This window comes from Cupriavidus pauculus (assembly GCF_022179805.1).
GTDB lineage: Bacteria > Pseudomonadota > Gammaproteobacteria > Burkholderiales > Burkholderiaceae > Cupriavidus > Cupriavidus pauculus_E.
Genome location: NZ_BPUO01000008.1, coordinates 364,551 through 384,019, shown reverse-complemented (window position 1 = coordinate 384,019; position 19,469 = coordinate 364,551). Strand labels below are relative to the sequence as shown.

Genomic DNA, 19,469 nt, shown 5'->3' with positions numbered 1-19,469 from the left:
GGTCAGTTCGACATCTTGAAGTTCCGGACTTCGCGCCAGCTCATGCGACCGGTCGGGCCGACCGTGTCGATCGGCGGCATTGTGGTGGCAGCTCCGGAGGTGCCGAACGAGATGACCTGTGTTCGGGTCGTTTGTTGTATGCCGCCAATCGAATCGCGATCACCCGACGTCACGTTCGTGATGATGATCGACGGTGCGCCCAGCATGCCGGTGCTCGACTGGAAGCCCGAGATGCCGGTGGTAGGTGCGCCAGTCAGCGAATTGAGCGCGTAGCTGCGGCTGCCGCCGGCCGTGCCGCATGTGCCCGTCGCGGTGTAGATCGAGTTGAAGTACACGAGGCCGTTCGATACCACCGCTGCCGTGATCTGTCGCTCCGACGTATCGAGAAAGTCCATTACCCAGCCCGGCTTGCGAGGAGCGTTGTACCCCGGCGCGGCGGCATTGCCCGTGTACTGGATCGACTTGTCACCATCGATCAGGCTCATCTTCAATTGATTGAGCTTGCTGCGGTCGGATACGTAGTTGGTGCCGCCTCCATCGTAGATGCCGTAGAACGACTGGGTCTGCGACGCGGTGGTGTCCGCCAGTTCGTAGTACTTGCCCGTGCCGAACAACACCATGTAGCCGCCCGGCGCGTACACGACCTGAGGCTGCATCGTGATCGGCTGGCGCGGCCCGTTGTTCGGCGACGTCGCAACGAACATCGGCCTGCCCGGCGTACCGCCAAAGGCCGGCAAGGCGTCAGCCGCATTCCACGTCTCGGGCAGTCCGGAGAGACTGAATTTCCACAGATTGCCTTGCAGGTCGCCGGCGTACATGGCCAGACCGGCACCGCTGGCCTGGTTGATCAGTGCAGGGGTGCTCAGGCCGTTGGCCAGCGTGGCAGTGGAAGGGGAGGGGGTGACGATCTTCCAGTAGTTGCCATTGAGCGTCCATCCCGTGCCGGCCGTCTTGTCGAGCGACAGGATGAACAGCACGCCCGGCGCGTTGGTATTGGCGGAGCCGTCGGCCTGGTTGGCGTTCAGGCCGTTGCCGACGACCACATACCACTTGTAGACCGGCAGCTTCTTGCTGTCGTACCCGCTCAGCAGCTTGACGATCACCGGCGTACCCATGACGTTGCCCATGTCGGCATCGTCCTTGTCGGTGAACTCCCACAGCACGTTGGAGGCATTGAACGCGGCGCCGCTCTTGCCGCCGTCCGGATCGGTCACGTCGAGCGCATAGACGCCTTGCGCGCCGCCACCGAAGCCGCCAGTCAGCACGGACTTCCAGCTGCCATTCACCTGGGCTTCCGCAACAACTGGTGTGGCATCCACGTAGGCGCGGTGGTTGTAAGTGGTCGACGTGAGCTGGTTGAGGCTGCCCATGACCGCGTTGGGCACATACGCGAAGACTTCGTTGCCGGTGTTGGCATCGAATCCATGCAGCATGCCGTCATTTGCCCCCACATAGACCATCGGGGTGCGCAGCAGATACTTTGCGTAGAAAGTGGTGTAGTCCGTGCCGGTGCGCGAGGCCGATGGCGGGCCGACGTAGACCGGCCCCGAATTGATGATGTCGCCGAAGACCGTCTTGCGGCCGCGGAAGATGCCGCCATTGCTTCCCTGGCTGTCGGCTTCCAGGCTGCGGTCGCCACGCAGGTAATCAAGGCGCTGCTGACCGCGGCCGTCGCTCGTGTTGGTGGCCGGGTTCAGGTTCAGCAAGTCCTGCTGGGTCTTGGCCAGGCCAATCCAGTTGAAGGGGGCACCAGCGCCGCTGGATGCGTTCAGCGTGAAGAGCGAGCGCGCGGCGAACGCACGCGTCGTGAGCTTCGAGCCAGCTTCCCAGACCGGGGTGTTCGAGATCGATACCGAGCCGTCCGTACCCTTGGTCAGTGGGTAGGCCGTCAGCTTGCCGTTCCATTGCTGGTCGAAGCCGGGCGTGTACACGTTGCCGTTGTCGACGATGCGGGTGCTGCTCAGGGCCACGCCAGACAGTGTGCCGGCCGAACTCGTGATCTGCGTGAAGATCTGCTTGATTGCGCTGATCATCTGCGTCGGCTGGCTCGCCAGGAACCAGTTAGACGGAAGGTTGGACCCTGTCGGCGCGGCTTCCCATTCGGTATTGTTGGTGACGATGGTGCCGCCGGCGCCCAGCGTCTTGAAGGGATTGCCGTCCTTGTTGCCGCCGTCCAGGGTTTCTTCCTTGAAGCCGCCGTACTTGGCGGCCAGATAGATCTGGCTCTGCCGCTGGGTGCTGCCCACCGTGCCGTTTCCGTTTTCGTTCACGTCGATGCCGAACGTGGTTACGCGGGCGTTGGGCATGGTCGGGCGGAACGCGGAGGTGTGCGCCCAGTAGGCGACGCCGGCCATGTAGTAGGTCGACCAGTTCGAAGTCGGGTGATTCTTGGTGCCGAGATTCGTGAACGACGAGTCGAGCGGGTTCGAATTGCCGGCTGCCGGGCTATTCGTCTCCAGCGCGCCGACCTTGTTGGTCCAGTCCACGACGTTGAAGTTGCTCCAACTGTCCGCAGAACGGGCCGGATCCCCCTGGTTCGAGATGCCATTGCCAGGAATGTAGTGATCCTGGTGGGTGTTGATATCGCCGATGGTCAGCACATAGTTGCGCTGGCAGCTGTTCAGCAGCGGATCGGACCAAGATGTGTAGTACGCGAAGTTGTCCGCATAGGCTGTCGTGACGTTGCTGACCGCCTCGGGCGTCGGGCCGTTCGGGTGGTTCTGCAGGTAGCGGATGCTCTCGTAGTACAGCTCGCCCAGCGGGTCATACGTCTTGTAGTTGCCGACCGGGTTGTCCGTGGGCTTGCCCAGGTCCGTCACGAGGGTTCGGCCAAACTTGTTCAGATAGTTGATGACACCGCTGTTGCCCGACGCATCGTTGAGCGGGTTGGCGACCAGCACGCCATACGAATCCCATTCCTTCGTCGGATTGGTGATCGTGTTCAGCGAGCTGTTCACGGCGTTGTCGCCAAGGTACTTCATCGGCGCCCGCAACACACCGCCATAGCGTTCGTTCTGCGGGCCGCTCGAATTGTTCGTGGGATCGTTCAGGTAACCGAACGCGGCAAAGCGCACGCGGTCGGCGTTACGCTGCATCTGGCCCACCGGCTTGTAGTTCGTACCATCGTAGCTGTAGCAAAGGTCGCCGCGGGTGCTGGCTTCGGCGCTGTCGCAAACCTGCACCTGCACGCGATATCCGCGCCGTTCGGTCACAGATCCATTCTTGGTGACATCGGCGTACTTGCCCAGGCTCGAGCAGCTCGCCTTGGAATCGTCGGCATCCGAAAAGTAGATGTGATTGCCGCACGATGCCATGTACAAGGTGCCGTAGCTGAACGGCGTCACCTTGTTGGGTGCGCTGTTGGTGCCGCTGCCGTTGATGCTCTTGAGCGGAAAATAGCTGCCGCTCTTGAAGAAGTCGGCACGCAACATGGCGCGCTGCAGTACGGTCTGTGTGCGGCTGTCGACCACGCGATCGCCACCGGTCATGGCCAGACGCAGTTCGTCGATAGCCGATGCCGATGCCCAGTTCATGAAGTTGCCGCTGAATGCGCTCGAGCACTCATGGACGCTCGTGGCGGCACCGGAAATCGTGAAATAGCCTGAAGTCGCGTTGTACGTGTAGCACTTCGTGTTGTTGAAGTAGCCGACATAGTCCTGCGACTTGTCGTAGGTGCCACGGTACGCGGCGCCGGTCGTCGGAAATTCGACGGACAGCGTCAGCATCAGGTTCGGATGGATGTTCTGCGACTGGCCATAGAGCGGTGTGCTCGAGATGGAGACGGTCGGAACGGTCGCGGCGGACAGTAGCGAGCACCAGAGCATGGCGCAGGCGGCGAGTAGGCGGTGTTGGATCTTCATGAATGCGTTCCCGGATGGATGGGGGCAGACGAAGTTTCTGAATCAGGACTCGGACTTGCGGTAGACCGACTGCACGATGGCGCGCGTGGTGTCGGAGGGGCCGAAGCCGATGGCTGTGATGCGGTACTTGTATTGCGGCGTCGGCGTGCTTGCCGACTTGCCGTTTTCGTTGTCCTGCAGGATCTCGATCAGGTAGCGAGGCTTGCGCGCGGGCGTCAGGCCGCTGCCGGTCGGGAACGAGCGGCCGGTGAACGTGCCGTACTCCACGGTCTTGTTGTCGATGGCCGCGGTCCAGTCGATCGTGTTCCAGATGGGCTCGCCCGTGCGGTCGGCGGTGTTGCACATACCCAGGAATGCGGACGGCATGGTCGTGCCGGTATTGCAGTCCCCGTCAAGAAATCCGGCGGTGCTGGTTGGCAGGAACAGGCTGGAGCGCTTGATGGCTTCGCCAATGTCGAGTTCGGCGTCATACAGGGCGGCTTCGGCCGCCTGGTAGGCAATCTCGAGGTCGCGCTGGTTGCGGGTGGACCGCTTGGTATCGAGCGCCAGCCGGGCGCCACCCAGCGCCAGCAAGGTAATCACCAGCAGCATGATTACCGAGGTAATCAACGCGATACCGCGGACGTGCTGCGCGCGGCGAAGCCGGGCGGTATGGGTAATCTTTAGCACGACATACCTCCGCAAGTCTGGTAGTTACGAATCTGGATGGTCGCGTAATACAGCTTGCGCGCCGATTTGACGTCGACAGTGGGTGTGTAGGTGGCGTTGTCCCCGCTGTACAGCGGGCCGAACAGCGAGATTGCAGCCGGGGCGCCGGCGTCCGCGCTAGTGGAATCGGCACGGACAATCATGGCGACCTTGACCGTCTTGACGTTGCGCCAGTCCGCGTCGGTCGTGATGCCCGTTCCGGTGACGTACTTGTCCGGCACGTCGTCGCCATTGGTGCTCATGCCGTAGAGCAGTTGCAGGTTCTCTACCCCGGGTACCAGTTCTTGCGTCTGGTACGTGTCCGTGGTCTCCACGCCGCTGGCGGCACGTTCGCGGTACTTGCACATCAGCGATGGCTTGCCGTTGGCACCGTTGCCGATGTACAGGATCGACAACCCCCGCTGCGAGGCGGCCTTGTCGCTGTCCGTGTAGCTTGCAACGCCCTGGCCAGAACAGTCGACAACAGACTCATCGGGCTTGCTCTGGTCCGCCTGCTGGCCGACGCCAAAATAACGGACGATGATGGCGTCGCTGGCGTTGATGCCGCCACCAGCGCCACATGCCAGTGTTTCGCTGTTGTTGGGATTCGAGCAGTTGTCGATGCCGACAATCATCGGGTCTGGCACGTACATCATGCCGCCGGTGTTGGGCACAACCGGGACGTACGCGGTCTGGCGCATGAGCCGCGTCACGATGGACAGTGCGAAGTTGCCGCGCTCCTCGAGGTTGGCGCTGTCGTTGATCGTTTCGTAGCTGCTGCGGCTCATCATGTAGAAGGAGAGGCCGGCCATCAGCACGAGCAGGCTGATCACCAGCGTCACCATCAGTTCGACGAGCGTAAAGCCCGCGTCGCGACGATGTGCCAGATGTGGGGCGTTCGGACGAGTCTTCACTTGTCGACTCCCGGTGAGACGACGACGACAAGCTGGACCTTGGCCGAGCCATCGGCCAGGTTGCCATCGGCGGTACCGGTATCGCTGTCGTCGTTGAAACGTGACAGCCAGCCGATTTTCACCACGAGCGGGGTATCTTTCTGAGACCCGGTCCCACCTGGCACGGCCTTGCAGTCCCACGTGTAGCCGGTGCCTTGCGTCCAGGTGTTGGAGTCGCGGCAGATAACGGCCCGGCCGCTTGGCAGGCTCGTGATGACCCTGTGCGACCATTCCGCGAGATCGAATACCGCCGAGATGGGTCCGCAGGTTGCCGTCGAGCCTGTGCACGGGGTCTTGAAGAGATTGGTCCCGTCCGCGATCTGCGGAACGCCCTGCTTCGTATCGAAGTTGTCGAACGTGCCGGCGATAATCTGCGCGCCGTTGGCACGCATGCGATCCGAGATATCGTTGGCCAGTTGCAGGGCCACGACGTCATAAGAGGATTGCTGCGCGAAGCGGAATGACTTGATGAGAAGGTTGGCCACCGCCAGCACGCCGAAGGCGAGCACGACAATGGCGACCAATGCTTCAAGCATGGTGAAGCCAGCTGCCTCCCGGCAGCGAGATTGACCCATTTGTGACTCCCGTCCAAAAAACGACAGTTCTTTTTTCTTCTTTGCGCGGCGCGCTGGAATTCTGTGTGCGTCCGGGCCTCTGCTGGGTCCGGTTCCGCTGGCGGCTTCCTTGTATCTGCGATGCCTTGCGATTAAAACGCGCGCTCGCTCGCCGGCCTCCATACCCGAAGGAGGCTAGTGCAGATTAGACAGCTTTTTTCAGGAAGTGGCTACCCCTTTCGTGGGGTGGGGGTGGAAAACTCGTCGAGTACGTCGCGGAATTCAGACACATCCTCGAAGCTTCGATAGACGGAAGCAAAGCGGATATAGGCAATCTTGTCGAGCTTGCGCAGTTCGCGCATGACCAGTTCACCCACCTGGCTGCTGGGGATTTCCTTTTCGCCCAGTGCCAGCAGCTTTTCCTCGATGCGCAGGATGGCCTCGTCGATGGCCTCGGCCGACACCGGCCGCTTGCGGAGCGCCAGCCGCATCGAATCCTTGAGCTTGGCGCGGGTGTAGTCCACGCGGGAGCCGTTCTTCTTGACGATGGCCGGGAAGAACAGCTCGATGCGTTCGTAGGTGGTAAAGCGGCGGTCGCAGGCCTCGCAACGCCGGCGGCGACGCACGGCTTCGCCGTCCTCGGACACGCGACTATCAAGGACCTGGGTATTGGAATGACCGCAGAAGGGGCATTTCATGCCTGACCACCCGAAGAAATTTGCCAGCCCGCATTTTGCATCTTTGAATTCTGCCGCGGGGTTGTGGCGGATCAACCGGCGCCGCCACCGTGGGGGTGGCGGCGCCGTTGGTGCGTACTAACTATAGCTACGCTTCAGATCGCGTGCGCAATCAGCCGTACACCGGGAAGCGGCGCGTCAGCGCTGCCACCTGCTCGCGAACGCGGGCGATGTTGGCTTCGTCGTGCGGGTTGTCCAGCACGTCGGCGATCAGGTTGGCCACCTGGCGGGCTTCGTCTTCCTTGAAGCCGCGCGTGGTCATGGCCGGCGAGCCCAGGCGGATGCCCGAGGTCACGAACGGCTTTTCCGGATCGTTCGGGATGGCGTTCTTGTTGACCGTGATATGCGCGTCGCCCAGGATCTTCTCGGCTTCCTTGCCGGTGATCTGCTTGGCGCGCAGGTCCACCAGCATCACGTGGCTTTCGGTCCGGCCCGACACGATGCGCAGGCCGCGCGAGATCAGCGTCTCGGCCAGCACGGCGGCGTTCTTGGCCACTTGCTGCTGGTAGACCTTGAACTCGGGCTGCAGGGCTTCCTTGAAGGCCACGGCCTTGGCGGCGATCACGTGCATCAGCGGGCCGCCCTGGATACCCGGGAAGATGGCCGAGTTGATGGCCTTTTCGTGCTCGGCCTTCATCAGGATCACGCCACCACGCGGGCCGCGCAGGCTCTTGTGGGTGGTGGTGGTCACGAAGTCGGCGTGCGGCACCGGGTTCGGGTACACACCGGCGGCGATCAGGCCGGCGTAGTGGGCCATGTCCACCATGAAGTAGGCGCCAACTGCCTTGGCAACCTTGGCGATGCGTTCGAAGTCGATGCGCAGAGCAAAGGCCGAGGCGCCGGCGATGATCATCTTCGGCTTGGTTTCGTGGGCCTTCTTTTCCAGCGCGTCGTAGTCGATGTCTTCCTGGGCGTTCAGGCCGTAGCTGACCACGTTGAACCACTTGCCGCTCATGTTCAGCGCCATGCCGTGCGTCAGGTGACCGCCTTCGGCCAGGCTCATGCCCATGATCGTGTCGCCCGGCTTGAGCATGGCGAAGAACACGCCCTGGTTGGCCTGCGAGCCCGAATTCGGCTGCACGTTGGCGGCATCGGCGCCGTACAGCTGCTTCACGCGGTCGATGGCCAGTTGCTCCACGACGTCGACGTACTCGCAGCCGCCGTAGTAGCGCTTGCCGGGATAGCCCTCGGCGTACTTGTTGGTCAGTTGCGAGCCCTGCGCGGCCATCACGGCCGGCGAGGTGTAGTTCTCGGAGGCGATCAGCTCGATATGGTCTTCCTGGCGCTGGTCTTCCTTCTGGATCGCGGCGAAGACTTCGGGGTCGATCTGCTCGATGGTGAAACGGCTACGTTCAAACATGGCGTGACTCGTCTGTAAAAAGGAAAGCGGACGGCAAAATCGATATGAAGATCGGTTGCGGGTCGGCGCTTTTCGGATTGGAACGGGAATACATCGCGGGTAGGGCGCGCGGGGAAGTCAATGGCGTCCAGCACCGGTCTGCCGAATACGGCCTCCGGTGCAGGGCGCACCCTGCTTCCCATTCGCTGCCCAGGCGAGCGGCAGGCGCTTTCGAACTTCACGCCCAAAGATCTTGCGCTTCCTCGTGGTAGTACCCACTGACTTCGCCAGTCGCGCAAGGTGGAATGGTTGCGGCAGAGTTTATGCGAACGCGCCGCTTGCTGCAAGCCGGGGGCACGGGTGCCGGATGGGGCAGACGCCCTGTGCGGTCAAGGGCCTGTGGCGCATGGCTCGCAACTTGCTGTTGCAAAGTCGGCTACGGGTTAACCAGTGCGCTCCGTTACAATGCCGCCCATGCCAAATTTCGTGTGGCCGCTGCGCGTGTATTGGGAAGACACAGACGCTGGCGGCGTGGTGTTCTACGCCAACTACCTCAAGTTCTTCGAACGGGCCCGGACCGAATGGCTGCGCTCGCTCGGCATCGAACAACAGACCCTTGCCGATATGTCTGGCGTGGTCTTCGTCGTACGCAGTACCGCTGTGGAATACAATGCGCCCGCCCGGCTGGATGACCAACTGGAGATCCGTACGCGTATCGAACGGGTCGGGCCCGCGTCGGTCCAATTCGCCCAGGAAGCCTGGCGAGGTGATCTGCTGCTGGCCAGCGGCAATATCCGTGTGGGATGTGTCGATAAAAGCACGTTCCGTCCGGCCCCGATTCCTGCCCCTGTTCTTGCCACTATTAAAAACGCTCGATGAATCCGGTGACCGTCACACAAGACCTGTCGATCATTTCGCTGGTCCTTCACGCCAGCCTGCTGGCACAGGCCGTCATGGCGCTGCTGCTGGTGATGTCCCTGTTCTCGTGGACCTATATTTTCCGCAAGCACCTGGCGCTGCGCGCCGCGCGCACGCAGACCGAGGTCTTCGAGCGCGATTTCTGGGCGGGCGGCGACCTGCAGGCGCTCTATAACAGCGCCGTGAACAACCGCCACAACACCGGCGCGCTGGAACGCATCTTCGAGTCGGGCATGGGTGAATTCCTGAAGGCCCGCGAGCGCAGCAACGACGCGGGCGCCCTGCTGGACGCGGCCCGCCGCGCCATGCGCGCTGCGTACCAGCGCGAGATGGACGTGCTGGAGTCGCACCTGCCGTTCCTGGCGTCGGTGGGCTCGGTCAGCCCCTACATCGGCCTGTTCGGCACGGTCTGGGGGATCATGAACGCGTTCCGTGGCCTTTCGAATGTGCAGCAGGCGACGCTTGCATCGGTGGCGCCCGGTATTGCCGAAGCGCTGGTCGCCACGGCGATCGGCCTGTTCGCCGCCATTCCGGCCGTGATTGCCTACAACCGCTACGCCACGGAGATCGACCGCCTGGCCATCCGGTTCGAGAGCTTCATGGAAGAATTCCTGAATATCCTGCAGCGCCAGACGCGCTAACCAGACAGGGGGAGCACAGACATGGCAGCCATCCAGCGCCGTGGCGGTTCGCGCCGCCGCGCCAGCGCAGAAATCAACGTCGTGCCGTACATCGACGTGATGCTCGTGCTGCTCGTCATCTTCATGGTGGCGGCACCTATCGTGAACCCGGCCGTGGTGGACCTGCCGTCGGTGGCCAACGCCACGCCGCAGCAGCAGACCCCGCCGATCATCGTGACCGTGCATGAGGACGGCCAGTTGACCGCGCGCGGCAAGGACCAGTCGGGCGGATCGTTCGAGCGCAAGCTCGACAAGCGTGGCCTGACTGATTTCGTGCACCAGCGCCAGAACGAGAATCCGGACCAGCCGGTGGTGATTGCCGCCGACAAGGCCGTGAAATACGAAGCCGTGCTGGACGTCATGTCCGTGCTCAAGGCCGATGGCGTGAAGCGCGTCGGCCTGATGGTCAAGTCCAAGTAAGCGTTATCGCCTCCTAAAGTGGCCAGCCTCTCGTCACGTCATCCGCACCAACGGCCTTCGCGCGCGAAAGCCGCCGCCTATCCGTATCAGCCGGTTAAGGAACGCGGCACGACGCGGTCGTTCCTGCTCGCGCTGCTGATGCACCTGTTGCTCGGCATCGTGCTGTATTACGGCGTGCACTGGCAGAGCAGCACGCCGGTTGGCGCCGAGGCCGAACTCTGGGAAGAAATCCCCGACGTCACGCCCACGCCGCCGCCGCGCCCGGTGGAGCAGCCCGTACCGCAGCCGCCACAGCCCGTGGTGCGCAGCAAGGTCGAGGACGCCGCCGATATCGCGCTGGAACAGAAGAAGCGCAAGCAGGCCGAGGAAGCCGCCGCCCGCGAGGAAGCCGCGCGCCGCGAGCGCGAGCGCAAGGAGCAGGAACAGAAGGAAGCGCAGCGCAAGGAAGAGCAGCGCCAGCAGCAGCTCGACGCGCAGCGCAAGGAAGACGCGAAGAAGAAGGCGGAGAAGGACAAGGCAGACAAGGACAAGGCCACTCAGCTCGCGAAGGAAAAGGAAAAGGCCGAGCAGGAACGCAAGGACGCGCAGGCCAAGGCCGACGCGGACAAGCAGGCCAAGGCCAAGGCTGATGCCGAGAAGCAGGCCAAGGCGAAGGCCGATGCCGACGCCAAGGCCAAGCGCGAGGCTGCGGCCAATGCGCAGCGCAAGAGCGAGCTGGCCCGTCTGCAGGCGCTGGCCGGTGGCGGCAATGCGTCGTCGAGCGGTGGTGGCATCGGCAATGCGGCCGGTTCGGGCGCGGGCTCGGGCGGCAAGGCGTCGCCGGGCTATTCCGACCGCGTGCGTCGCAAGGTGAAGCCGAACATCATCTTCAACGGCGACGTGCAGGGCAATCCGTCGGCCGTGGTGGCCGTGAGGCTGGCTCCGGACGGCTCGATCCTGTCCAAGCGGCTGGCCAAGTCCAGCGGCGATTCGGACTGGGACAACGCCGTGCTGCGCGCCGTGGAGCGCTCGGACCCTCTGCCGCGTGACGAGGACGGCAAGGCGCCTTCGTTCGAATTCACGATCACGTTCCGCCCCAAGGACTGAGGACGGAGTGTCGAGAGCGCCATGATTTGCAACATAATGCAACCTTCATCGTTGGCCGCCAGTCCGATCGCTACCATGAACGGTTGCCTGACGCGGCCGGCAGTGTGCAAGACGCATGCACGACGGAATGCGCCAAGCCGCATGTCATGTCGTGCTGCCGTACCTGCTGTGCCCGCCGTACCGATGAAACCTGAAATCGACTGAGGAGCAGCATGCGAAAGCTTTGGGCCCCCAACTGGCTGTCTCGACGCCAGACCACCAAGATCACCCGCGAACAGGGCCGTCACGCGCTGATGGCCTGGCTGGCCGCGGCGCTGATGTCCGCCGGCGTGGCGCACGCGCAATTGAACGTGGAAATCACCGGCGTGGGCTCGAACCAGTTCCCGGTGGCCACGGCCAACTTCCAGGGCGAAGGCCAGGGCGCGCAGAATCTGACCGCCGTCATCCGTGCCGACCTGACCAACAGCGGCCGTTTCCGCAATGTCGATCCCGCCGGCGCCACGGTGGCCGAATCGGCCCAGGTGGATCTGGGAAGTTGGAAGGCCAAGGGCGCCGATGCGTTCGTTGCCGGTAGCGTGACCCCCAGCGGCAATGGCCAGTACGAGGTGCGTTTCCGCCTGTACGACACGGTCAAGGGCCAGAGCCTGGGCGGGCTGGCGTTCAATGTGTCGCAAGGCCAGTTGCGCGTGACCGCGCACAAGATCGCCGACTACATCTACGAGAAGCTGCTGGGCGAGCGCGGCGTGTTTGCCACGCGCCTGTCGTATGTGTCGAAGGTGGGCAACCGCTACCAGCTGCTGATTTCCGATTCGGATGGCCAGAACGCCCAGGTGGCGCTGTCCAGCAGCGAGCCGATCATCTCGCCGTCGTGGTCGCCCGATGGCCGCCGCGTGGCCTACGTCTCGTTCGAAGCCAAGAAGCCGGTGGTCTATGTGCATGACCTGGCCACGGGCAAGCGCACGCTGGTGTCGAACCAGAAGGGCAACAACAGCGCGCCGTCGTGGTCGCCGGACGGCCAGCGCCTGGCCGTGGCGCTCTCGCGCGACGGCAACACCCAGATCTACCTGGTCAACGCCGACGGCAGCGGCCTGCGCCGCATCACGCGCAGCAGCGCCATCGACACCGAGCCGCAATTTGCGCCGGACGGCCGCAGCATCTATTTCACCAGCGATCGCGGCGGTGCGCCGCAGATCTACCGTATGCCGGCCTCTGGCGAGGAATCCGGCGCAGCGCAGCGCGTGACCTTCAAGGGCAACTACAACGTCAGCCCGCGCGTTTCGCCGGACGGCAAGTACCTGGCCTTCATCTCGCGTACGGGCGGCTTCCGCCTGCAGCTGCAGGACCTGTCCAACGGTGACGTGACTTCTCTCACGGATACGTCGAACGACGAAGCCCCGAGCTTCGCCGCCAACGGTAAATACATCCTGTACGCCACCCGCGTGGGCGGCCGCTCGGTACTGGCGGCAGTCTCCACGGACGGCCGAACGAAACAGGTTCTGTCACTCCAGTCCGGCGAAGTTCGCGAGCCGTCCTGGGGTCCTTTCATGCAGTAGAAAAAGAGGAGTCTCTCGCCATGTCCCAAATGATGACCAAATCGCTCGCCCTGGCCGCACTGCTGGCCCTGGGCGCCTGCAGTTCCGGCGTGAAGCTGGACGACGCTTCGAAGGCCGGCACCGGCACGGGCGGCGCACAGACCGATCCGCGCGCCGTGGCGCCGGTGGTTGCCGCCGACCCGCTGAACGACCCGAACAGCCCGCTGGCCAAGCGCAGCGTGTACTTCGACTTCGACAGCTACTCGGTCAAGTCGGAATACCAGGGCACGCTGCAGACGCACGCGCAGTACCTGTCGTCCAACAAGAGCCGCAAGATCCTGATCCAGGGCAACACCGACGAACGCGGTACCAGCGAATACAACCTGGCCCTGGGCCAGAAGCGTGCTGAAGCCGTGCGTCGCTCGATGTCGTCGCTGGGCGTGCCCGAGTCGCAAATGGAAGCTGTGAGCCTGGGCAAGGAAAAGCCGAAGGCCACCGGTCACGACGAAGCGTCGTGGGCTGAAAACCGTCGCGCCGACATCGTCTACTGATCCACGGAATAATCCTTCATGAATTCTCGCGTTTCCACCCTGCTGTGGCTGGCCGCTGTCTCCGGCGGCATGCTGGCAGCCAATTCGGCCGCCGCCGGCGTCTTTGACGACGACGAGGCGCGCAAGGCGGTGATCCAGCTGCGGGACCAGTTCAACGGTTTCCAGGCCACGGCATCGCAACGGATTGACCAGAACAGCCGTCAACAACTCGACATGCAGAACCAGCTTGAAGGTCTGCGTCAGGAAGTGGCGCGGCTGCGCGGTCAGAACGAGGTGTTGCAAAACACGGTGGACACGCTGCAGAAGCAGCAGAAGGATTACTACGCCGACCTCGATGCGCGCCTGAAGAAGTTCGAGCCGCAACAGGTGACCGTGGACGGCAAGGAAGGGCTGGCACAGCCTTCCGAGAAGCCCGAGTACGACGCCGCGCTGAAGCAGTTCCAGTCGGGCGACTTCAAGGGCGCGGGCAATGCCTTCTCGGCGTTTGCGAAGAAGTATCCGCAAAGCCCGTACCTGCCGCTGGCGCAGTTCTGGCTCGGCAATTCGCTCTACGCGCAGCGTGACTACAAGGGTTCGACCTTCGTGCTGCAAAACATGGTGAACCAATTCCCGACGCATGCGAAGGTACCGGACGCCATGATCGCCATCGCCAACAACCAGATGGAATCTGGCCAGAAAGCCCAGGCCAAGAAGACGCTGGAAACGGTGGTGTCGAAATATCCGGGCACCGAAGGCGCCCAGGCCGCCAGCAACCGGCTGAAGACGCTGAAGTAACCGGATACCGGCAGTACGCAAGTCAGGAGAGAGCCCGCGATGTATGCGGGTTTTTTCTTTTTTGGGGAAGGCGATTTCCCGTTTGTTTTCTTCCCTCTCCCGCAAGGCGGGAGAGGGAAGCCAAGAACCGCCGGCGTACCAAGGCAACCGCGCTAAAATACGCGATTCGCCCATCGAGGCGTGACTACCAGCGCGCTTGTTCCGCGCGCAACCCATCATGACCAAACGCGCAATCGTCCTGTTATCCGGCGGTCTGGATTCCGCCACCGTGCTTGCCATGGCCAATGCGGCCGGCTTTGAAACCTACGCCTTGTCGATGCGCTACGGCCAGCGGCATTCTTCCGAACTGGAAGCGGCGAAGCAGGTGGCCGCGGCACTGGGCGCCAAGCGCCACGAAATCATCGACCTGGACCTGCGCCGCTTTGGCGGTTCGGCACTGACCGACGATGCGCTGGACGTGCCGACCGATGGCGCCACCGGCGGCATCCCGATTACCTACGTTCCGGCACGCAATACGATCATGCTGTCGCTGGCGCTCGGGTGGGCCGAGGCTGTTGGCGGCCGCGACCTGTTCTTCGGCGCCAACGCGGTGGACTACTCCGGCTACCCGGATTGCCGCCCCGAATACGTGTCGGCCTACGAGGCACTGGCCAACCTGGCCACCAAGGCCGGTGTCGAAGGCGACCGCTTTCACGTGCATGCGCCGATCATCGACATGACCAAGGCCGAGATCATCCGTGCCGGCGTGAAGCTGGGCGTTGACTATGGTCTGACGGTGTCGTGCTACAAGGCCGACGACGAAGGCCGCGCCTGCGGGGTGTGCGATTCGTGCCGCATCCGTCGCGCCGGTTTCGAGCAGGCCGGCGTTGCCGATCCCACGCGCTACCAGACGCCTGCCTGACGCGACGAGCGATACACCAAGAAGAGAGGGGCGCCGACGAGTGCCCCCGTTCACGAGCAGAAATTCCTAGAGCCACCCCCGAGACATGCCCGACATTGACATCCCCGCACTCACGCACACCGTACTGCTGAGTACCTTCGTCCTGACCTTCTTGTTCGGCGCCGTGCTGCAGCGCACGCATTTCTGCACGATGGGCGCCATCTCGGACATCGTCAACATTGGCGACTGGAGCCGCATGCGCATGTGGGTGCTGGCCATCGGCGTGGCGATGATCGGTACCGGCGTGCTGGCGTGGGCCGGCCTGATCGATCCGACCAAGACCATCTACACGTCGGCCAAGCTGGGCTGGCTGTCGGCGGCCGTGGGCGGGCTGATGTTCGGCTTTGGCATGGTGCTGGCATCGGGCTGCGGCAGCAAGACGCTGGTGCGCATTGGCGCGGGCAACCTGAAGTCGCTGGTGGTGTTCGTGTTCCTGGGCCTGTCGGCGTACATGACGCTACGCGGCCTGTTCGGCGTGGTGCGCGTGAACACCGTGGATGCCGTGGCGGTGACGCTGCCGTCGACGCAGGACTTGCCGTCGGTGGTGGCGCAGGCCACCGGCATGGCGCGCGGCATGCTGCAACTGGTGCTGGGCGTGGCTATCGGCGCGGTGCTGGTGGTCTGGGCGCTGATCGGCAACGGTTTCCGCACGTTCGACAACCTGCTGGGCGGCCTGGCGGTCGGGCTGATCATCGTGGGCATGTGGTACGTGTCGGGCCATCTCGGCTATGTGTCGGAAGACCCGAACACGCTCGAAGAGCTGTTCGTCGCCACCAACAGCGGCCGCATGGAAAGCCTGAGCTTCGTGGCGCCGTACGCCTACACGCTGGACTGGCTGATGATGTTCAGCGACAAGAGCAAGGTGTTGACGCTGGGCATCGTCAGCGTGATCGGCGTGATTGGCGGCGCGGCGGCCTATGCGCTGGTCTCGCGCACGTTCCGCTGGGAAGGTTTCGGCAATGCCGAGGACGTGGCCAACCACATGGTCGGCGGCATCCTGATGGGCGCCGGCGGCGTGACCGCGCTGGGCTGCACGATCGGGCAGGGGCTGTCCGGCGTGTCGACGCTGGCCATCGGTTCGTTCATCGTGTTTGCGACGATTCTGGTCGGCGCAGTGCTGGCTTTCAAGTACCAGATGTGGCGTCTGGAGCGTATGGCCTGACCGGCGCCCACCCTTGACACTCCATAGGGGTCTCCCTATAATCGCGGATTCAGTTTTTCCGGGTCGTTAGCTCAGTCGGTAGAGCAGCGGACTTTTAATCCGTTGGTCGCGTGTTCGAGTCACGCACGACCCACCAGGATGATCAGAAGGGCCTGTGGCGCAAGTCACAGGCCCTTTTGTTTTGTCCGCACGGTAACAGATCCGGCAACGTGCGGCATGGCTGCCTAGAATGAATGTCCCGCGTTCATGAATGGTTGATGCGCACACACCATGCACCGGATTGGCCGCCTGGCTTTCTTCCTTGTCCTGGCATTGTGGATCGCCGACGTGGCCTGGGCCTCGGATATTGCGTGCCCGCAGGCGTTTCGGGGGCGTTGTGACGTCTCGGCGCCGGCGACGGCGTCATGCGCGGAATCGCCGCGCCTGCGGCCGCATGGCCGGCAGTTGATCTGCGAATACGCGATGCTGCACGAGTCCTACGAGGACATCTACGCCGACCAGCAGCGCAGGCGCAACGCCGGCACATTGCGCAAGAGCGATCTGGATGCCTGGCGCAAGAGGCGCGATGCCTGCACGTCCGTACGATGCCTGGACCAGTTGTTCGCAAGCTGGCGCAGCGTGCCTCATTCGCCGGCGGTGCGCGAAGCATCGACCAGGCCGCCTGTGGTGGCCGACAACAAGGCGTCGCGGCGCGCGATGCCACCGCCCGTGGCGACGTCCACCGCGACGACCGGCAATCTGTTCGGCACCCCGTCCGGCGATCCCGATCCGGTGGTGCCCATCTTCGAACCGGTACAGCGATCGCTGCGTGATTCCTTGCAGCCGCTGCCACCAATGCCACCACGGCCCACGCGCGCCGGTGGCAGTCCCATGGCGACATCGGCGCTTGCCTGGTTGCCCTGGCTGGTTGGGCTGCTGGCGGCGGGCGGCACCTTCTACTGGCTGGTCATGCGCAAGCGGGCCACGCGCTATCTCGACGCCACCTACGCGTCGGTCTCTGCCGGGCTGGCCTGGCTGAAAACCTTGCCGATGCTGGTCTTCATCCTCACCGGACTGGCCTTGTTGAATGGCGTGCTGCTCGTTGTTCTGCTAGGCGGTTGGGGGGTGCATCTTCCCGGGATCAATTAACCAGTCTGAGGTAGAGACGCCCCGCGACGCCTCATTGACAATACAACCAGACACGGCTGGCCTGGCATGGCGGCCGTGGCGCATTCATCGACAGGGCCGGGAACCTGCCCGGCGCGGGAAGTCTCATATGCAGCAAGCTGGTGGCGGCGATAGCCTGCCGGCCAATGAGCACGTACTGCGTGTTGTCTGGCCGTTTGTTCCGGTGGTTCTGGCGCTGGCGGTGTTCTGCCTGGCCAGCGTGGACGTGATGTCCGCCGCGCGCGGCTTCGTGGCCGGTGAAAGCCTCTGGACCAAGGGGCAGAAGGCGGCGGTGCTGCATCTGCTGCGGTACGCCAACACGCGCGACGAAGCCGACTTCGAAGCCTACCAGGCCGCGATTGCCCTGCCACTCGGCGACCATCAGGCTCGCCTCGAACTCGAAAAGCGCGACTACAACCGCGACCGCGCGGTAGATGGCCTGCTGGTCGGCGGCAATCATCCGGCCGACATCCCTAGCATGATCCGACTCTACCGCTACTTCCGGCATGTGACCGAGATCGATGAAGCGATTTCGATCTGGGCTGCCGCGGATGTGGAAATCGCGCGGCTCGACGCCATGGCGCGGCGGCTGCGCGACCGCGTTGCTACCCACGGCTGCGACGCCGCCTGCGTGGCGCCGCTGCAGCGCGAGATCGCCGATATCGATGCACTGCTCACACCGATGGAAGAAGCGTTCTCGGGCGCGCTGGGCAAGGCGTCGCGGCGCGTGCGCGTGCTGCTGACGTGGTGCTCGGTGGGGCTGGCAGTGCTGTTGCTCGGCTGTGCCATCTGGATGTCGACCCGGGTCATGGCGCGCCAGCGGCAACTGCGGCATGCGTTGAAGGTCAGCGAAGAACGGTTGCAGCTGGCCGTGGCCGGCAGTACCGATGGCCTGTGGGACTGGCATCCGCACCGGGGAGAGTTGTATTTCTCGCCGCGCTGCGCCGAGATGCTCGGTTATGGTCCCCATGAGTTGCCCCATGCGCGCGAAACCCTGCTGGCCCTGATGCATCCGGCCGACATGGCCGAATTCGACCGCCGCCTGGTCGGCCACGTGCGCAAGGGTGCGCCGTACGACGTGGAGCTGCGGCTGCGCCGCAAGAGCGGCGGATATCTGTGGGTGCGGGCAAGAGGGCGCATGGTGCGCGACGCCGTGGGCAAGGCCATGCGCATGGCCGGTTCGCTGAGCGATATTTCCGATCGCAAGCGGTCCGAGGCGCAACTGTTCGCCGAAAAGGAGCGCGCGCAAGTCACGTTGCAGGCGATTGGCGAGGCGGTGATCACCACAGACGTCTGGGGACGCATCCAGTCGCTCAACCCCGTGGCCGAGTGCATGACCGGGTGGACCGATGCCGAGGCCGCCGGCTGTTTCCTGCAGCAGGTCTGCTGTCTGCACGAGGAAGCCACGCGCGAGCCGGTCACCGACCTGGTGCCGCGCGCGCTGGCCGGAACCTGGCCCAGCCAGACGGCGATGCTGCTGATGCGCCGGCAAGCCGACGATCCTGACGCGACGCTCGCGGTCAAGCCATCGGTGGCACTGATCCGCGACAAGGGCGGTCAGGCCATCGGCATTGTCGTCGTGCTGCACGACGTGAGCCTGGAGCGCGCGCATGCCGCGCAACTGGCGTACGAGGCGAGCCACGATCCACTGACCGGGCTCGTCAACCGTCCCGAATTCGAGCGACGCCTGGAAGCGGCCGTGGGCCGGGCGCACCATGAAGGCTGCACGCACACGCTGATGTTCATGGATCTGGACCGCTTCAAAGCGGTCAACGATACCTGCGGACATGCCGCGGGCGACGAGCTGCTATGCCAGATCGCCGATGTCATGCGCCACCAGCTCAGGCGCAGCGATACGCTGGCACGGCTTGGCGGCGATGAATTCGCGGTGCTGCTGGAATATTGCGCTGCCTCGGATGGCGAGCGGGTGGCCGAGGCCCTGCGCAGTGCCATCGCGTCCTATCGGTACCTGTGCCGTGGTCAGGAATTCTCGATCGGCATCAGTATCGGCCTGGTCAGGGTCGACGAATGGACGGTCAAACGCGAGGACGCCATCGATGCGGCCGACGGGGCCTGCTACCAGGCCAAGCGTAACGGCCGCAACCGGGTGCAGGTTGGTTGATCAGGTCG

The 19,469-nt window shown here is 63.8% G+C and carries 17 protein-coding genes, 1 tRNA gene and 1 riboswitch; of the genes, 12 read left to right on the top strand and 6 right to left on the bottom strand.

The features are described from left to right. Window positions 1-2: 2 nt before the first annotated feature. The 6 genes from MFF62_RS19265 to glyA form a co-directional block, all read right to left on the bottom strand. The gene (locus MFF62_RS19265; RefSeq protein WP_238264721.1) at window positions 3-3,860 is read right to left on the bottom strand and encodes a pilus assembly protein; all 3,858 of its coding nucleotides are present in this window, start codon (window positions 3,858-3,860) and stop codon (window positions 3-5) included. Window positions 3,861-3,902: 42 nt separating this feature from the next. Beyond that, the gene (locus MFF62_RS19260) at window positions 3,903-4,529 is read right to left on the bottom strand and encodes a pilus assembly PilX family protein (protein WP_238264720.1); all 627 of its coding nucleotides are present in this window, start codon (window positions 4,527-4,529) and stop codon (window positions 3,903-3,905) included. Continuing rightward, entirely contained in the window at window positions 4,523-5,461 is a 939-nt protein-coding gene (locus tag MFF62_RS19255) for a PilW family protein (RefSeq protein ID WP_238264719.1), read from the bottom strand. Before MFF62_RS19255 ends, MFF62_RS19260 begins: the two co-directional genes overlap by 7 nt. Further along, window positions 5,458-6,075: a type IV pilus modification protein PilV gene (gene pilV, locus MFF62_RS19250; RefSeq protein WP_238264718.1), complete on the bottom strand. Its 618-nt coding sequence runs from the start codon at window positions 6,073-6,075 to the stop codon at window positions 5,458-5,460. The genes MFF62_RS19255 and pilV overlap by 4 nt, the downstream gene beginning before the upstream one ends. A gap of 209 nt (window positions 6,076-6,284) precedes the next feature. Continuing rightward, window positions 6,285-6,752, bottom strand: coding sequence for a transcriptional regulator NrdR (gene nrdR / locus MFF62_RS19245; RefSeq protein WP_238264717.1), 468 nt, complete (start codon window positions 6,750-6,752; stop codon window positions 6,285-6,287). Between the two features lie 151 nt (window positions 6,753-6,903). After that, a complete protein-coding gene (gene glyA / locus MFF62_RS19240; RefSeq protein ID WP_238264716.1) occupies window positions 6,904-8,151 on the bottom strand; it encodes a serine hydroxymethyltransferase in 1,248 nt (415 codons plus the stop codon). A 180-nt stretch (window positions 8,152-8,331) separates the two neighbouring features. Further along, a riboswitch (ZMP/ZTP riboswitch) is annotated at window positions 8,332-8,435 on the bottom strand. Between the two features lie 169 nt (window positions 8,436-8,604). Between glyA and ybgC the strand changes: the two genes are divergently transcribed. From ybgC to MFF62_RS19180, 12 genes are all read left to right on the top strand, one after another. Further along, window positions 8,605-9,009 (top strand): tol-pal system-associated acyl-CoA thioesterase, encoded by a 405-nt coding sequence (gene ybgC, locus MFF62_RS19235; protein ID WP_238264715.1) that lies wholly within the window; start codon window positions 8,605-8,607, stop codon window positions 9,007-9,009. After that, window positions 9,006-9,689 carry a protein TolQ gene (gene tolQ, locus MFF62_RS19230; RefSeq protein WP_238264714.1) on the top strand — a complete coding sequence of 228 codons (684 nt, stop codon included), beginning with the start codon at window positions 9,006-9,008 and terminating at the stop codon, window positions 9,687-9,689. Before ybgC ends, tolQ begins: the two co-directional genes overlap by 4 nt. Before the next feature lie 21 nt (window positions 9,690-9,710). Then, complete coding sequence (tolR, locus tag MFF62_RS19225; protein ID WP_238264713.1) at window positions 9,711-10,148, top strand: protein TolR; 438 nt, start codon at window positions 9,711-9,713, stop codon at window positions 10,146-10,148. 18 nt (window positions 10,149-10,166) lie between these two features. Continuing rightward, a complete protein-coding gene (tolA, locus tag MFF62_RS19220) occupies window positions 10,167-11,234 on the top strand; it encodes a cell envelope integrity protein TolA (protein ID WP_238264712.1) in 1,068 nt (355 codons plus the stop codon). Between the two features lie 212 nt (window positions 11,235-11,446). Beyond that, window positions 11,447-12,787, top strand: a complete 1,341-nt coding sequence (gene tolB / locus MFF62_RS19215; protein WP_238264711.1) for a Tol-Pal system beta propeller repeat protein TolB — start codon at window positions 11,447-11,449, stop codon at window positions 12,785-12,787. 20 nt (window positions 12,788-12,807) lie between these two features. Further along, complete coding sequence (pal, locus tag MFF62_RS19210) at window positions 12,808-13,317, top strand: peptidoglycan-associated lipoprotein Pal (RefSeq protein ID WP_238264710.1); 510 nt, start codon at window positions 12,808-12,810, stop codon at window positions 13,315-13,317. A gap of 18 nt (window positions 13,318-13,335) precedes the next feature. Next, on the top strand, window positions 13,336-14,091 hold the full coding sequence (ybgF, locus tag MFF62_RS19205; RefSeq protein WP_238264709.1) for a tol-pal system protein YbgF: 756 nt from the start codon (window positions 13,336-13,338) through the stop codon (window positions 14,089-14,091). A gap of 217 nt (window positions 14,092-14,308) precedes the next feature. Next, entirely contained in the window at window positions 14,309-14,992 is a 684-nt protein-coding gene (queC, locus tag MFF62_RS19200; RefSeq protein ID WP_238264708.1) for a 7-cyano-7-deazaguanine synthase QueC, read from the top strand. A gap of 85 nt (window positions 14,993-15,077) precedes the next feature. After that, on the top strand, window positions 15,078-16,193 hold the full coding sequence (locus MFF62_RS19195) for a YeeE/YedE family protein (protein ID WP_238264707.1): 1,116 nt from the start codon (window positions 15,078-15,080) through the stop codon (window positions 16,191-16,193). Between the two features lie 60 nt (window positions 16,194-16,253). Next, window positions 16,254-16,329 (top strand) — tRNA-Lys (locus tag MFF62_RS19190). Between the two features lie 134 nt (window positions 16,330-16,463). Continuing rightward, window positions 16,464-17,321 carry a hypothetical protein gene (locus tag MFF62_RS19185; RefSeq protein ID WP_238264706.1) on the top strand — a complete coding sequence of 286 codons (858 nt, stop codon included), beginning with the start codon at window positions 16,464-16,466 and terminating at the stop codon, window positions 17,319-17,321. A gap of 127 nt (window positions 17,322-17,448) precedes the next feature. Then, entirely contained in the window at window positions 17,449-19,461 is a 2,013-nt protein-coding gene (locus tag MFF62_RS19180; RefSeq protein ID WP_238264705.1) for a diguanylate cyclase domain-containing protein, read from the top strand. Window positions 19,462-19,469 lie beyond the last annotated feature (8 nt).

What these genes read in the sequence shown, in the direction of transcription:
- pal (WP_238264710.1), top strand. Translation starts at nt 12,808, where the DNA reads ATGTCCCAAATGATGACCAAATCGCTCGCCCTGGCCGCACTGCTGGCC.
- tolQ (WP_238264714.1), top strand. Translation starts at nt 9,006, where the DNA reads ATGAATCCGGTGACCGTCACACAAGACCTGTCGATCATTTCGCTGGTC.
- tolB (WP_238264711.1), top strand. Translation starts at nt 11,447, where the DNA reads ATGCGAAAGCTTTGGGCCCCCAACTGGCTGTCTCGACGCCAGACCACC.
- MFF62_RS19195 (WP_238264707.1), top strand. Translation starts at nt 15,078, where the DNA reads ATGCCCGACATTGACATCCCCGCACTCACGCACACCGTACTGCTGAGT.
- MFF62_RS19185 (WP_238264706.1), top strand. Translation starts at nt 16,464, where the DNA reads ATGCACCGGATTGGCCGCCTGGCTTTCTTCCTTGTCCTGGCATTGTGG.
- ybgF (WP_238264709.1), top strand. Translation starts at nt 13,336, where the DNA reads ATGAATTCTCGCGTTTCCACCCTGCTGTGGCTGGCCGCTGTCTCCGGC.
- MFF62_RS19180 (WP_238264705.1), top strand. Translation starts at nt 17,449, where the DNA reads ATGCAGCAAGCTGGTGGCGGCGATAGCCTGCCGGCCAATGAGCACGTA.
- pilV (WP_238264718.1), bottom strand. Translation starts at nt 6,075, where the DNA reads ATGGGTCAATCTCGCTGCCGGGAGGCAGCTGGCTTCACCATGCTTGAA.
- nrdR (WP_238264717.1), bottom strand. Translation starts at nt 6,752, where the DNA reads ATGAAATGCCCCTTCTGCGGTCATTCCAATACCCAGGTCCTTGATAGT.
- tolR (WP_238264713.1), top strand. Translation starts at nt 9,711, where the DNA reads ATGGCAGCCATCCAGCGCCGTGGCGGTTCGCGCCGCCGCGCCAGCGCA.
- MFF62_RS19265 (WP_238264721.1), bottom strand. Translation starts at nt 3,860, where the DNA reads ATGAAGATCCAACACCGCCTACTCGCCGCCTGCGCCATGCTCTGGTGC.
- queC (WP_238264708.1), top strand. Translation starts at nt 14,309, where the DNA reads ATGACCAAACGCGCAATCGTCCTGTTATCCGGCGGTCTGGATTCCGCC.
- ybgC (WP_238264715.1), top strand. Translation starts at nt 8,605, where the DNA reads ATGCCAAATTTCGTGTGGCCGCTGCGCGTGTATTGGGAAGACACAGAC.
- glyA (WP_238264716.1), bottom strand. Translation starts at nt 8,151, where the DNA reads ATGTTTGAACGTAGCCGTTTCACCATCGAGCAGATCGACCCCGAAGTC.